Origin of the sequence: Aeromicrobium piscarium, assembly GCF_007421815.1 — a bacterium.
Classification (GTDB): Bacteria; Actinomycetota; Actinomycetes; order Propionibacteriales; family Nocardioidaceae; genus Aeromicrobium; species Aeromicrobium piscarium.
The window spans coordinates 138,343-151,938 of record NZ_VLNT01000006.1 but is presented as its reverse complement, the minus strand read 5'-3'; the positions used below and the strand labels follow the sequence as shown (position 1 = coordinate 151,938).

Here is a 13,596-nt window from a genome sequence, read left to right as displayed (position 1 = left end):
TGGTGGTATGCCCATCGCAGACCACGTCGTCGACCTCATCGGGGGCACTCCCCTGGTCCGACTCAACTCCGTCTCCCCCACCGGTGGCGCCACCATCGCCGCCAAGATCGAGTACCTGAACCCGGGCGGGAGCGCCAAGGACCGGATCGCCGTCAAGATGGTCGACGAGGCCGAGGCGAGCGGGGCGCTGCAGCCGGGTGGCACGATCGTCGAGCCCACCTCGGGCAACACCGGAGTCGGGCTCGCCCTCGTCGCGCAGCAACGCGGCTATCACTGCGTGTTCGTCTGCCCCGACAAGGTGAGCGAGGACAAGCGCAATGTCCTTCGCGCATACGGCGCGGAGGTCGTCGTCTGCCCCACCGCGGTGCCACCCGAGCACCCCGACTCCTACTACTCGGTCTCCGATCGGCTGGTCCGCGAGACCGAGGGTGCCTGGAAGCCCGATCAGTACTCGAATCCGGCCGGCCCGGCCTCGCACTACGAGACCACCGGCCCGGAGATCTGGGACGACACCGACGGCCGCGTCACCCACTTCGTCGCCGGAGTCGGCACAGGCGGCACGATCAGCGGCGCCGGACGCTATCTGAAGGAACAGAACCCGGCCATCAAGGTCATCGGTGCCGATCCCGTCGGCTCGGTGTACTCCGGCGGCACGGGCCGTCCCTATCTCGTGGAAGGCGTGGGCGAGGATTTCTGGCCCACGGCCTACGATCCCTCGGTGCCCGATGAGATCATCGCGGTCTCCGACGCCGACTCCTTCGAGATGACCCGCCGCCTGGCCCGCGAAGAAGGCCTGCTCGTCGGCGGCTCCTGCGGCATGGCGGTCGTCGCGGCGATCCGCGTCGCCGAGAAGGCCGACCCCGACGACATCGTGGTCGTGCTGCTGCCCGACGGCGGCCGTGGCTACCTCACCAAGATCTTCAATGACGACTGGATGGCCTCCTACGGCTTCCTGCGCACGCCGCTGAGCGGGGAGAGCACGCAGACGTCGATCGGCGACATCCTGCGTCGCAAGTCCGGAAGCATCCCCGCCCTCGTCCACACGCATCCCTCGGAGACCGTGCGCGATGCGATCGAGATCATGCGCGAGTACGGCGTCTCCCAGATGCCCGTGGTCGGACCGGAGCCGCCGATCGTCATCGGCGAGGTCGCCGGCAGCGTGAGCGAGCGCGAGCTCGTCAGCGCCGTCTTCGAGGGTCGCGCCCAGCTGACCGATGCGGTCGCCGATCACATGGAGCCCTCGCTGCCCCTCATCGGTGCCGGCGAGGACCTCACCGCCGGGCTGTCCGCCCTGAGCGAGCGGGACGCGCTGCTCGTCATCGACGAGGGCACCCCTCTCGGCGTCCTCACCCGCCTCGACCTGTTGGGAGCACACGTATGAGCGAACGCAACGAGGGAACCAACAACACCGGGCACGGCTTCACGACCCGGGCGATCCACGCCGGCTATGAGCCGAATGCCGAGAACGGCGCCGTCAATGTGCCGATCTATGCCAGCTCGACCTTCGCCCAGGACGGGGTCGGCGGCATGCGCGGCGGGTACGAGTACGCCCGCACGGGCAATCCCACCCGTGCGGCGCTCGAGGCGAACCTCGCTTCCCTGGAGAACGGGCGATACGGGCGTGGATTCAGCTCCGGTATGGCCGCCACCGACACCGCCCTGCGAACGCTGTTGAAGCCCGGTGACCACCTGGTCATCCCCGATGACGCGTACGGCGGCACCTTCCGGTTGATCGACAAGGTCTTCACGCAGTGGGGCGTCACCTACACCCCCGTGGCCGTCAACGACGTCGACGCCGTGCGCGCTGCCATCACGACGGACACCAAGGCGGTCTGGATCGAGACGCCCACCAATCCGCTGCTCAACATCGGCGACATCTCGGCGATCGCCGAGATCACCCGATCCGCCGGCATCCGGCTCGTGGTGGACAACACCTTCGCCTCCCCCTATCTGCAGCAGCCGCTCTCCCTGGGCGCGGATATCGTGCTGCACTCGACCACCAAGTACATCGGCGGTCACTCCGATGTCGTCGGTGGCGCGCTGGTCACCGACGACGAGGAGCTGGACTCCGGTTTCGCCTTCCTGCAGAACGGTGCCGGCGGCGTGCCGGGGCCGTTCGACGCCTATCTGACGATGCGTGGCGCCAAGACGCTCGCCTTGCGGATGGATCGGCACTGCGACAACGCCGAGACGATCGTCGATCTGCTGCTCGGACACGCCGCCGTGAGCCAGGTGCTCTACCCCGGGCTCCCTGATCATCCGGGGCACGAGGCGGCACAGCGGCAGATGCGTCGCTACGGCGGCATGATCTCGGTCCGGCTCGCCGGTGGCCGTGCGGCGGCGCTGGACTTCTGCTCGCGGACGCGGATCTTCACGCTGGCCGAGAGCCTCGGCGGTATCGAGTCGCTCATCGAACATCCCGGGGCCATGACCCATGCCTCGACCGCCGGATCGGCGCTGGAGGTTCCCGACGACCTCGTGCGGCTGTCGGTCGGCATCGAGGACCAACGCGACCTCCTCGCCGATATCGAGCAAGCCCTGGCCTGACCCACAACGGGTTCTGTCACCCGACTCGTCCCCCTGGCCGCCCCCAACGGGGTCCCCTCCCCTGATTCCCCCGCTCGGTGTGACGATTGTCGCGCCGAGCGGGTCGGAGTACGTTCCCTTTCAGATCACCGCCCCCTGCTCGTCCCCTGACGAATCGTGCCGTTCGGCGGAGCTGAAAGGGCAGGACCATGAACACCTGGCAGAGAATCCTCGGGACCGTGGCAGCCGCCGGCTCCCTCACCTTCATCGCCCTCCCAGCAGCGACGGCCGCGCCCAGTCCGGCGCCCTATGTCTGCTCCGGCGGCGCCATCGCCTCGGGCTCGTACTCGAGCCTCACGGTGAAGGGCGACTGCCGTGTGGCGGCCGACGCCATGGTGCGGGTCTCGGGCAATGTGACGGTCCTCGCCGGCGCGGCACTGGATGCCCAAAGCGCCCCGGCCACCGTCACTGTGAAGGGCAATGTGACCGCGGCGAAGGGCTCCTTCGTCGGTCTCGGCTGCCAGTCGCCGGCGGACACGGGGAACTCCGCCCATCCGTGCGCGGAGAATCCGCAGGGACGCTCCGATATCGCGGTCGGCGGCAATGTCACGCTCAACGCTCCCTTCGCGGTCATGCTCAACGCTCCCTTCGCGGTCATGCTCAACGGCATCGATGTCGACCAGAACGTCACCGTGACCGGCGGCGGCTCGCCCGTGCCCTGGACGGTCAAGAACTCCACCATCGGCGGAGACCTCACGATGACCGGCGTGACCACCGACTGGCTCGGCATCAACTTCAACACCATCGCCGGCAATGTCACCCTGACGGGTCTGACCTTCACGGGCACCGACGACGCCTCCGGCAGCGGAGCCAACGACCTCTTCGTGGTGCGCAATCGGATCGACCGGAGCCTCACCTGTGTCGGCGTGAAGCCCGGCGTTTTCGGGTACGGCAATCAGGTCGGCCGCAACGCCGTCGGCCAGTGCACGCCACTGGCGCAGTGACTCCCCGACCCTCTACTCCAGGCGTCGGGAGACGTCGGGGACCAGGAGATCGAAGCGGCTCGGCTCGCAGGTGAGCACGATGATCTGCACCTGACCCTCGCGCGCGACCTGACGCAGCATCGCCAGCACGCGCTGGCGGCGCAGCGGATCGGCATAGCCGAGGATGTCATCGAGGATCACCGGCGCACCGTCGTCGCCGCCCACCAGCCGGGCCGTGGCGACCCGTCCGAGGACGCCGAGCTGTTCCTTGGCACCCCCGGACAGGGAGACGAAGGGGACCGTCCGGCCGTCGAGAGTGCGGGTCAGGATGCTCAGATCCTCGCCGATCTCGACATCGAAGCCGGAGCCGAAGACGGTCCGCCCGAGCTCGGCGATGGCAGTGCGGAAAGGTCCGACATAGCGGCGGCGTGCGCGGTGGGCATGATCGGTCAGGGTCTGCTGCAGGCGACGCGCGGCGCGAGCACGGGTGTCGACCGATATCCAGCGCCGACGCAGATCGGCGGCCGCCTCGGCGGCGCGGTTGGCTGCGTCCTGCAGACCTTCGCCGCCACGGACCTCCAGGGTGGCCTCCACGGCGATGATCTCATTGTCCAGCTCGCGTAGTCGACGCTCGGCGGTCTCCAGGGCGTCGGTGCGGGCATCGACCTCCGAGGCGAGTTCGTCGGCGCCGCGCTCGCTGAGCACGCCCTCGACCCGTGCTACCGCGGCGATCGCCCGGGTCGAGGCCTCTCGAGCCTCCTCGACCGCGGCAGTGACGGTCGCGTCATCGGCCTGGGCCCGGTCGGCGGCCAGAGTGGCGGCGGCACGTTCGGCGCGGGCGCACACGTGCTCGGCAGCGGTGCCGGCGCGCACCAGCCGCTCGCGCAGCTGCTGACCGATCTCGAAGGCTCGGCGGCGCTCGGCCCGCGACTCCTCGGCCGCGTTCACCACGCGCTGATAGGCGTCTGCGGCGGTCCGGTGCCGCTGGGCCGCGGTCTCCGGGTCGGGTGGCTCACCCGCGCCGACGCGTTCCCTGCAGTGCTCGACCCGCTCCTCCAGCTGGGCCAGCGATTCATCCTCACCGAGCGCCCGCCGCAGCTCGGCCGTACTGTCGGCCAGGATCCGCTCCTGCTCCGAGCGCAGCCGTGCGAGGGTTCGTGCCTCCTCCAGGTCGGCGACCCCCAGAGCCTCACAGGCACGGTGGTACTCACGGCGCAGACGATCACCCTCGGCGACCTCGTCGGCCAGCGGCGCAGGCGGGCTGATCGTGACCCGCGCGGCACCCGGAACCTCGACGACGACCGGCCGGACCACAGGATGCTCGTGGACCTCGCTCTCCTGCCCGTCGAGCAGCACGGGCTGATCGCCCAATCGCTCGAGGGTCACCGTCGGAGCAGCGGCAGCGCTGCGAGCGGCCGCCGTCTGCCAGCGCAGGTGGTCGTCCTGGAGGCGCTGGACGGCCTCCTCGTCGACGGCATTGTCGCGGAGAGCAGCGCGGGCTTCCTCCCGAGCCGTGTGCGCCGCGCGCGCCTCGCCGAGACGCCGCAGCGCCTGCTCCAGCTCCTGCTGGGCGCGAGCACGCTCCTGCTCGACCGTCGCTCGATCCAGCTCCGTCCTGGCGGCGTCGATGGCGGTGTCTGGGTCCTCCGGCCCCGCCTGTGCCTCGTGCTCCTCCACCGCGGTCGCGGCCTCGGCCTGTTCGAGCTCGGCCTCGCGGCGGGCTCGATCGGCCTCGTCGAGCTCGGCGACGAGCTGGGCTCGGCGCTCGGCGGCCTCCTGCCGGATGGCCAGTGTCTGGCCAGCCCCCTCGGCGATGCGCTGAGCCTCGTGCAGCTCCTGGCGCAGCTGGTCCAGCTCGGCACACCGCTCGGCGAGCGTGGTGACCTCCTTGCGCTGCGTGACGATGGAGCCGGTCAGCTCCTCGCGGCGCAGAACGAGACGCTCATGGCTCTCGGCGAGGCGGGCGATGTCGGCGAGGGCGCCCTCCGCCTCGCTCGCCCGGGCCTCGGCTTCGGCCAGCTCCCCGGCCAGCTTGGCGTGCTCGCCCGTCGGCCGGCCGGTCGGGGTGTAATAGGTCAGGTACTCGGCCTCGACCCGTTGCATCAGCTCATCGTGGCCGCCCGCGGCATCCTCGCCGCCGATGGACGCCAAGGCGCTGTGCAGGGGCACCAGCGCGGCGAGCACCGGTTGCGCGAGCGGCTCCCCCTGGGTCGCCTGCAGCGCCGACCACAGCGCGAGGTCGGTGGTCTCGGCGAAGATCGCCGTGGCGCGATCGTGGGCGGCATCGCCGGTGAGGCTCTCAGCCACGGGCGCATGCACGGTCAGCTGCGTGGTGCCCTTCCGGGCGAAGGCCTTGGCATACGTGAGGTGGTAGGGCCCGGTGCGCAACTCGATCTCGACGGAAGGATCGGCCTGGACGTGGGTGGGCCGCACGGCGCGCACCTCAGCGGCCTGCGAGGAGGCCTTGAAATCGCGGACGAGTCGTAGAGCGTCCACGATCGAGGACTTGCCGGTCTCGTTGGGGCCCTCGATGAGGGTGATCCCCTGCTCGGCGAAGTCGACGTCCAAGGGCCCGTCGATGCCGGCGAAGTGCTCGAGCCGCATGCGGAGCAGCCTCATCGGCTCATCTCCGCGGCACCGGTGAGCCGGTAGAGGAGTCCGAGGGCGTCCGCCGCCTCCTCGGCCTCCGGGCCGCTCAGCTCCTCGGTGAGCTCGGCCACGGCTTCCGCGGCGAAGCCCGTGAGCCCCAGCTCCCCGAAATCGGCCGCCTCGCCGCGAACGGCCAACTCGCTGCGCCGCTGCCAGACGAAGATGTGGGCGAATCGGTCGGCCGCACGCTCCAGCAGATCGTCCAGTCTCGCGCGCTGCGGGATCGTCAACGTGCCGGTCAGCGTCAACCGCACGACGGTGAGGTGCTTGTCCGGCACGCGGTCCAGGTCGCGCTCCAGGTCGTCGAGGTCAGCATCGCCGTTCAGCGGCGCCCCGTGGGTGAGGAAGGTCCACCTGCCGACCCGTACCGGCGTGACCTCGACACCGCCGGTGCGCTCGTCCAGATCCACCACCAGCACCTGGCCCGGGTCCGTCTCGCGATGCCGCGTCACCTCCGGGGCCCCGGGATACCAGAGACGATCGGCGGCCTCGGTGGTGGAGTGGCGGTCTCCCAGGATGGCGACATCGATGCGGCGGTCGGCCAGCGCTCCTGTCAGGGTCGAGAGATCGATCGCGGCCGGGTCGTCGCGGTCGATGCCGAGCAGACCCCCGTGACCGACGAGCACCCGGCGACGGCCGGAGGACTCGGGGAGGTCGGCGAGCACGTCGGCGACCAGGTCGGTGAGCGGTCGCTTGCCGAACCACGGCGCCGCCACCAGCTCCACCTCCGAGGTCACCGGATAGACGCCGGGCGCGTCCAGCACCTGGACACCGTCGGGGACCGCTCCGGTGAACTCCGCGGAGCGATAGATCGAGGCGGCGTCGAGGCAGTCGTGGTTGCCGGGCAGGAGATAGACCGGCACCGACCAGTCAGCGAGGGCGTCGAAGGCCCGCGCCACCACCGAACGGTGCAGCTGATTGGAGTCGAAGACGTCCCCGGCCACCACGACGAAATCCGCCTGCTGCTCCGCCGCGACCTCGCCGATGCGCCGCACTACGTCGATCCGGGCCTGCGCGAACCGCGCGCGGGCCTCATCGGGCAGGAACGATCCGGGCATGCCGAGCTGCCAGTCGGCAGTGGCCACGAATCGCATGTCTCGACGATAACGAGCATCGCCGACAGAACTCGGCCGACACCACGAGGGCGCCCCGGGAGTGTCATCGGCGTCACTTAGCTCCAGCGGTACCGCTCGGTAGCATCGAGAGCATGCCTCGCACAGGACCCCTTGCCGATCTCTCCGGTCTGCAGCTCGTGGCCGGTGCGCTCGCCGCGATGACGTCCGCCTGGATGGCCTCCTGGCTCGGAGTCGCCGGGACGCTCATCGGCGCCGCGGTCGGCAGCATCGTCGCCGGTATCGCTACCGCGCTCTACCGTTCGAGCCTGGAGCGCGGTGTCCAGCGCAGTAAGACGTTGCTGACCGAACAGGGCAGCGTGGTCGAGAGCGCGAGCGATGACTCGGCCGCGGGCGAGCACGGCAGCGAGGTCGTGACCGCACAGACGGACTCGGCCTCCTGGAAGGAGCGGCTGCAGCGCCTCAACTGGCGCTCGATCGCCCTCGCGAGCGGAGCGGCGCTGCTCGCCGCCGTCGTCATCATCGGGGTCTACGAGGTGTCCACGGGCAAGTCCTACGGCAATTCCTCGAATCCCACCATCGTGCCGGTCAGCTCCTCCGGCGGTGGTGGCGAGCGCACCCCGGAGCCGGGACAGGACGACACGGATCCGTCCGCGGATCCGACGTCCACTGCGCCCACCGAGAGCGCTCCGACGACGCAGGCTCCGTCCGCCACCGCGCCGACGACCGCGGCTCCCACCACCGAGGCCCCCACGCAGCCGGCACAGCCCAATGAGGGCGGGGAATCAGCGCCCGCCGAATGACGTTGGGACCGGTGCGACCGAAGGAGGCGCTGTGACCATCTACATGAAGCCCACGTTGACCGACGACATGATCGCGGCGATGGACCTTCTCGAGGCCTTCCGGCTGGCCGAGGAACTGCTCGACTCGCGCTTCCCGCGCGAGGCGGGGCGAGTGCTCGCGCCTGTGCTGGAGGCGGAGCCCGGCAATGCGGCCGCATGGGAGCTGTACGGACGCGCCCAGTTCGCCGCCGCCCTGCTCAAGCCTGCCGAGGACGCCTTCCGGCGTCTCGTCGAGCTGGAGCCGACGAGCGCGTGGGCGCAGACGGCCCTCGGCCTGACCCTCGACCGCCAGAGCCGCCATCGCGAGGGGGCCGCGCATCACCGCATGGCGGCGGCGATGGGGGCCAGCGACCGCGACGCGACCCGCGTCGAGCTCGTCGATCGTCCGAGCGACTGAGTCCGTGCCCGATCCGGTGTGGATCGGCGCGGCGGTCGCTGTGTTGGCCGTCCTCGTGCCACCGGCGTGGCGGATGACACGTCACGTCGTCACGTTGGTGCACGAGGCCGGCCACGCCGCGGTAGCCCTGGCTACCGGACGTAAGGTCCGTGCGATCAGGCTCCATCGCGACACCTCCGGCATCACCGAGTCGATCGGTCGCCCCCACGGGCCGGGCATGATCGTGACGGCCTTCGCCGGCTACACCGCTCCACCGCTGATCGGCGTGTCGATGATGCTGCTGGTCCTCGCCGAGCGCGAGGTGTGGGCCTGGTGGGCCGTCCTGGGTGTGCTGGCCGCGATGGTGCTGGTCATCCGGAACTGGTTCGGGCTCCTCGTGCTGCTGGTCTGCGGAGGCGGCGTCTGGCTGTTGCAGACCCGCGTCGACGACCCGGAGTGGGCTCGCCTAGTGGGCTACGCGGTGGCCTGGTTCCTCGTGCTCGGCGGTCTGCGCGCCACGATCGAGCTGGCCGTGAGCCGGCGGCGTGGACGCGATGTGTCCAGTGATGCCGCCGTACTGGCCCGGCTGACCGTTCTGCCATCGGTCGTCTGGAACGCGCTGTTCATCGTGGTGGCCGCGGTCTGCGGCTACATCTGCTGGCTCGGCGCCCTCGGCGGCGCCGGACGGCCCTGGTGACCCACCAGCGCTCGCCGCTCCGCCGCTCCCCGCCCCGTCCCCTGGTCCGCGAGTGGTGGGGGCACCTCCCTGCTCGGAGCGAAGCAGAGAGCTTGGGGGAAAGATTCGCCCTCGAAACGCGAGATCCAGGGCGCATATGTACCACTCGCGGACGGGATCGCACCACTCGGCGCGATGGGGACGGCCGGGGATCCGCGCATCGGCTGGCAGAATGAGCCGGTGTTCAGCATCGACCACCGCATCGAGGACGCCCCGGGCCGTTCGGGCGTCATCACCACCCCGCACGGCCGGATCCGCACACCCGCGTTCATCCCCGTCGGCACCCGCGCGACCGTCAAGTCGGTGCTCCCCGAGACCATGGCCGAGCTGGGCGCGCAGGCACTGCTCGCCAATGCCTACCATCTCTACCTCCAGCCCGGCGCCGATATCGTCGACGAGGCCGGCGGGCTCGGGCGGTTCATGAACTGGCCCGGGCCGACCTTCACCGACTCGGGAGGCTTCCAGGTGATGAGTCTGGGGGTCGGCTTCAAGAAGACCCTGTCGATGGACAGCACCCGCGTGGAGCGCGACGACGTGATCGCCAAGGGCAAGGAGCGCCTCGCCCACGTCGACGAGGACGGCGTGACCTTCAAGAGCCATCTGGACGGCTCCCGGCACCGGTTCACCCCCGAGATCTCGATGCGCATCCAGCACCAGCTCGGCGCGGACATCATCTTCGCCTTCGACGAGCTGACGACGCTCATGAACACCCGCGGCTATCAGGAAGAGGCGCTCGCGCGAACCCAGGCGTGGGCCGAGCGGTGCGTCGCCGAGCACGAACGCCTCACCCGCGAACGCGCCGACAAGCCCTATCAGGCGCTCTTCGGGGTCGTCCAGGGCGCGCAGTACGAGGATCTGCGCCGCAAGGCCGCCCGTGACCTGGCCGGCCTGCCCTTCGACGGCTTCGGCATCGGCGGTGCGATCGAGAAGGAGAATCTCGGCACGATCTGCCGCTGGGTCGTCGACGAGCTGCCCGAGGACAAGCCTCGCCACCTGCTCGGCATCGGCGAGCCCGACGACTTCTTCGAGGGGATCGAGAACGGCGCGGACACCTTCGACTGCGTCACGCCGTCACGTGTCGCCCGCTCCTCGCGGGTCTACACCCGCCGTGGTCGCTACAACCTCAATGTGGCCGCCTCCCGCCGCGACTTCTCCCCCATCGACGATGCCTGCGACTGCTACACCTGCGCGCACTACACCAAGGCGTACCTGCACCACCTCTTCAAGACCAATGAGATGCTCAGCGCGACCCTGTGCACGATCCACAACGAGCGCTTCATGGTCAAGCTCGTCGACGACATCCGCGCCTCGATCGATGACGGTACCTATCACGCCTTCAAAGCCGACACCCTCGGCCGGTTCTACGGACCCTGAACCGAGATGTGCTCCCGATTCGTCAACGGAGGGGTCCTGTGGTTGACGAATCGGGAGCAGATCCCGGTTCAGGCCGTGAGAGGATCGATTCCATCATGAGCGAGCGCAGCGAGCGAATCATCAGGTACGTCATGCCGATACCTGCCCATCGTCGGTCTTCCTGGCAGGCGGCGGCATGACCCCGCAGGCAACCTCGCCACAACCTGCCGTGCGCTTCGCCTCGCGCGGTTCCTCCTATTTCGATATCGCGATCGCCATGTTCTGCGTGGTGCTCGTGGTCTCGAATATCGCCGCCACGAAGGGCATCGAGATCGGCTCGGGCGAGTTCTCGATCGGCGCCGTCCAGCTGTGGCCCATCGTCACCGACGGCGGCGCGATCCTGTTCCCGGTCGCGTACATCCTCGGCGACGTCATCAGCGAGGTCTACGGCTTCAAGGCCGCCCGCCGGGCGATCATCGTCGGTTTCGCGATGGCGATCCTCACGGCCGTGACCTTCTGGCTCGTCCAACACGCGCCCGCCGCCTCCTTCTATGAGAACCAGGCAGCCTTCGAGGCAGTCGCAGGACCGGTCGGACAGATCGTCGTCGCGAGCCTCGCGGGGTACCTCGTCGGTCAGTTCCTCAACGCCTGGGTGCTCGTGAAGTTGAAGCAGCGCACCGCCGAGCGCGGGCTCGTCGCCCGCCTGATCGCCTCGACGGGAGTCGGTGAGACCGCCGATACCCTGATCTTCTGCGCCATCGCCGCCACCGCCATCGGCATCACCTCCTTCGGCGTCTTCCTCAACTACTTCATCGTCGGCGTGGTCTTCAAGGTGCTGGTCGAGATCATCGTGCTGCCCCTCACGCTGACCGTGATCGGCCAACTGAAGCGCCGCGAGCCGACCTACTGAGCCGGCGGGCGGTGAGACAACCGTCCATCCGATCGGAGATACGGACGCCTCCTCACCGCCCACGCGGGGGCTGGCGGCGGATGGGAGAATGAGGCCATGACGCTGCCCGCTTCCACCGATGTGCTCGTCGTCGGCGCCGGACCGGCCGGATCCGCGGCGGCGGCCTGGGCCGCGCGCCTGGGACTCGATGTCGTGCTCGCCGACGCCGCCAGCTTCCCCCGCGACAAGACCTGCGGCGACGGCCTGACGCCTCGCGCGATCGCCGAGCTCGACCGGCTGGGTCTCGGCGACTGGGTCCGCGGGCACACCGTCAACCGGGGCCTGCGCGCCAACGGCTTCGGTCAGCAGCTCCTCCTCCCGTGGCCGGGAGGCTCGCTACCCGACCACGGGTCCGCCGTCCCACGCACCGAGCTGGACGATCGCATCTTCCGTGCCGCGGTGGACGCCGGTGCCCGCCCCCTGGAGAACGCCCGCGCGGTGGATGTGACCTGGTCAACCGGCGCTGTCGACGGCGTCGTCTTCCGGGTCGGCCCGGACAAGACCGAGCACACCGTGGCCTGCCGTCGTGTCATCGTCGCCGACGGCGTGCGCTCACCGCTCGGCCGCGTTCTCGGCCGGGAGTGGCACCGGGAGACGGCCTATGGCATCGCCGGACGCAGCTACGTCAAGTCCGGTCACTCCGACGACCCCTGGATCTCCTCACATCTCGAGCTACGCGGCGAGGACCACGAACTCCTTCCCGGTTACGGGTGGATCTTCCCGTTGGGCGACGGCGAGGTGAATCTCGGTGTCGGAGCGCTCGCGACGTCCAAGCGTCCGACGAGTCTGCAGATCCGCCCGTTGATGGAGTACTACGCGGGGCTCCGTCGCCAGGAATGGGATCTCGGCGCCGAGCTACGGCTGCCGACCTCGGCGCTGCTGCCGATGGGCGGTGCGGTCTCAGGGGTCGCCGGACCGAACTGGATGCTCGTCGGCGACGCGGCCGGCTGCGTCAACCCCCTCAACGGTGAGGGCATCGACTACGGCCTGGAGACCGGCCGCGAGGCCGCCGAGATACTCGTCCTCGGCGATGACCCGCACACCACGTGGCCGGCTCTGCTCACCTCGCGCTACGGCGAGGCGTTCTCCATCGCCCGGAGGCTCGCCGGACTCATCACGGTGCCCGGGCTGCTGCCCGCACTCGGGCCGATCGGCATGCGCAGTCACGTGCTCATGACGATCGCGCTGCGCGTCATGGGCAACCTGGTCACCGAGGACGACCGGGACGCCGTCGCACGGATCTGGCGCTGGGCCGGCCGCCGCTCGGTCGCCCTGGACACACGACCGCCCTTCACCGGCTGAGTGACGCAGCTGGTTCTTTCGCGGGCTGAGGCGCGTCCCGCACGTGAGCGGTGAGATAGACACCTCTCGGCCGTGATGGACGGTGACCTAGGCACCTCTCGACGCGGGTGAGAGGTGCCTAGGTCACCGCTCACGCAAGCGCGCACGGTGAGATGGCCTGGCAATGGACGTGGTTGACCACTCACCGCCCCGCCCTGGACACACGACCGCCCTCCACCGGCTGACCGGCGAAGGGCGGTGTGTGTGCCGTCGGACGGACTCAGCTCAGTTGCCGTCGGCGGGCTTCTGACCGCTGAAGTCGGGGAGCTTCTCGCCCGTGGCGCGCGAGTCGAGCACGGCGCACACCGTCAGGACGATACCGGCCACGAACAGCAGCCAGCCCGACCATCCGGGGCCGATGTTGACGTCCAGGCCCGCCGGCACGCTGCCACCGCCGGTCAAGGCGCGCAGGATGAGCAGGAAGGTGCCCACACCGGCCAGTACGGCGCCGACGAGGAACCAAGGCGCCACCGGCGGCAGGACCTGACCCGCGAACACCCGGACGGCGATCAGCGCGGTCGCGGCGATGACCAGCAGCATGCCGAGAGTGGCGAAGCTCGTCCACGCGTTGGTCCCCGCGGAGCCGAATCCCCCGGCCGACACCGTCACATAGCTATCGAACAGTGACAGGATGAAGGCCACGATGCCCGCACCGAGTGCGCCCAGGCTGAACGGGCTCACGTTCTTCAGATCCACAGTGGTACCTCTTCTTATCTTCTCTTAGCGCCTTCTCAGAATTGCTCGGCCTGAATGTACCGCAGCAGCGCT

At 69.7% G+C, this 13,596-nt stretch carries 12 protein-coding genes; 9 read left to right on the top strand and 3 right to left on the bottom strand.

What is annotated here, in order from left to right:
* The first annotated feature begins 7 nt into the window (after positions 1–7).
* From FNM00_RS09660 to FNM00_RS09650, 3 genes are all read left to right on the top strand, one after another.
* Positions 8–1,381 (top strand): cystathionine beta-synthase, encoded by a 1,374-nt coding sequence (locus tag FNM00_RS09660; RefSeq protein WP_143913227.1) that lies wholly within the window; start codon positions 8–10, stop codon positions 1,379–1,381.
* Positions 1,378–2,547 (top strand): cystathionine gamma-synthase, encoded by a 1,170-nt coding sequence (locus tag FNM00_RS09655; protein WP_143913226.1) that lies wholly within the window; start codon positions 1,378–1,380, stop codon positions 2,545–2,547. Before FNM00_RS09660 ends, FNM00_RS09655 begins: the two co-directional genes overlap by 4 nt.
* A gap of 188 nt (positions 2,548–2,735) precedes the next feature.
* Entirely contained in the window at positions 2,736–3,530 is a 795-nt protein-coding gene (locus tag FNM00_RS09650) for a hypothetical protein (protein ID WP_143913225.1), read from the top strand.
* 12 nt (positions 3,531–3,542) lie between these two features.
* Here the strand turns inward: FNM00_RS09650 and FNM00_RS09645 are convergent, their stop codons facing one another.
* Positions 3,543–6,128, bottom strand: a complete 2,586-nt coding sequence (locus FNM00_RS09645) for an AAA family ATPase (RefSeq protein ID WP_143913224.1) — start codon at positions 6,126–6,128, stop codon at positions 3,543–3,545.
* Positions 6,125–7,252 (bottom strand): metallophosphoesterase family protein, encoded by a 1,128-nt coding sequence (locus FNM00_RS09640; RefSeq protein ID WP_143913223.1) that lies wholly within the window; start codon positions 7,250–7,252, stop codon positions 6,125–6,127. The genes FNM00_RS09645 and FNM00_RS09640 overlap by 4 nt, the downstream gene beginning before the upstream one ends.
* A gap of 113 nt (positions 7,253–7,365) precedes the next feature.
* Between FNM00_RS09640 and FNM00_RS09635 the strand changes: the two genes are divergently transcribed.
* The 6 genes from FNM00_RS09635 to FNM00_RS09610 all read left to right on the top strand — a co-directional run bounded on the left by FNM00_RS09635 (position 7,366) and on the right by FNM00_RS09610 (position 12,789).
* Positions 7,366–8,034 carry a hypothetical protein gene (locus tag FNM00_RS09635; protein WP_143913222.1) on the top strand — a complete coding sequence of 223 codons (669 nt, stop codon included), beginning with the start codon at positions 7,366–7,368 and terminating at the stop codon, positions 8,032–8,034.
* Between the two features lie 31 nt (positions 8,035–8,065).
* On the top strand, positions 8,066–8,470 hold the full coding sequence (locus tag FNM00_RS09630) for a hypothetical protein (protein WP_221933662.1): 405 nt from the start codon (positions 8,066–8,068) through the stop codon (positions 8,468–8,470).
* A gap of 4 nt (positions 8,471–8,474) precedes the next feature.
* A complete protein-coding gene (locus FNM00_RS09625) occupies positions 8,475–9,146 on the top strand; it encodes a M50 family metallopeptidase (protein ID WP_185973078.1) in 672 nt (223 codons plus the stop codon).
* A gap of 219 nt (positions 9,147–9,365) precedes the next feature.
* Positions 9,366–10,559, top strand: coding sequence for a tRNA guanosine(34) transglycosylase Tgt (tgt, locus tag FNM00_RS09620; RefSeq protein WP_246065140.1), 1,194 nt, complete (start codon positions 9,366–9,368; stop codon positions 10,557–10,559).
* A 175-nt stretch (positions 10,560–10,734) separates the two neighbouring features.
* Entirely contained in the window at positions 10,735–11,448 is a 714-nt protein-coding gene (locus FNM00_RS09615) for a queuosine precursor transporter (RefSeq protein WP_143913220.1), read from the top strand.
* A 96-nt stretch (positions 11,449–11,544) separates the two neighbouring features.
* On the top strand, positions 11,545–12,789 hold the full coding sequence (locus FNM00_RS09610; RefSeq protein WP_143913219.1) for a geranylgeranyl reductase family protein: 1,245 nt from the start codon (positions 11,545–11,547) through the stop codon (positions 12,787–12,789).
* Between the two features lie 264 nt (positions 12,790–13,053).
* Here the strand turns inward: FNM00_RS09610 and FNM00_RS09605 are convergent, their stop codons facing one another.
* Entirely contained in the window at positions 13,054–13,524 is a 471-nt protein-coding gene (locus FNM00_RS09605; protein WP_143913218.1) for a hypothetical protein, read from the bottom strand.
* Positions 13,525–13,596: the final 72 nt, after the last annotated feature.

Excerpts from the sequence above, each read along its gene's own strand:
- FNM00_RS09660 (WP_143913227.1), top strand. The coding sequence starts at position 8 with ATGCCCATCGCAGACCACGTCGTCGACCTCATCGGGGGCACTCCCCTG.
- FNM00_RS09655 (WP_143913226.1), top strand. The coding sequence starts at position 1,378 with ATGAGCGAACGCAACGAGGGAACCAACAACACCGGGCACGGCTTCACG.
- FNM00_RS09650 (WP_143913225.1), top strand. The coding sequence starts at position 2,736 with ATGAACACCTGGCAGAGAATCCTCGGGACCGTGGCAGCCGCCGGCTCC.
- FNM00_RS09645 (WP_143913224.1), bottom strand. The coding sequence starts at position 6,128 with ATGAGGCTGCTCCGCATGCGGCTCGAGCACTTCGCCGGCATCGACGGG.
- FNM00_RS09640 (WP_143913223.1), bottom strand. The coding sequence starts at position 7,252 with ATGCGATTCGTGGCCACTGCCGACTGGCAGCTCGGCATGCCCGGATCG.
- FNM00_RS09635 (WP_143913222.1), top strand. The coding sequence starts at position 7,366 with ATGCCTCGCACAGGACCCCTTGCCGATCTCTCCGGTCTGCAGCTCGTG.
- FNM00_RS09615 (WP_143913220.1), top strand. The coding sequence starts at position 10,735 with ATGACCCCGCAGGCAACCTCGCCACAACCTGCCGTGCGCTTCGCCTCG.
- FNM00_RS09610 (WP_143913219.1), top strand. The coding sequence starts at position 11,545 with ATGACGCTGCCCGCTTCCACCGATGTGCTCGTCGTCGGCGCCGGACCG.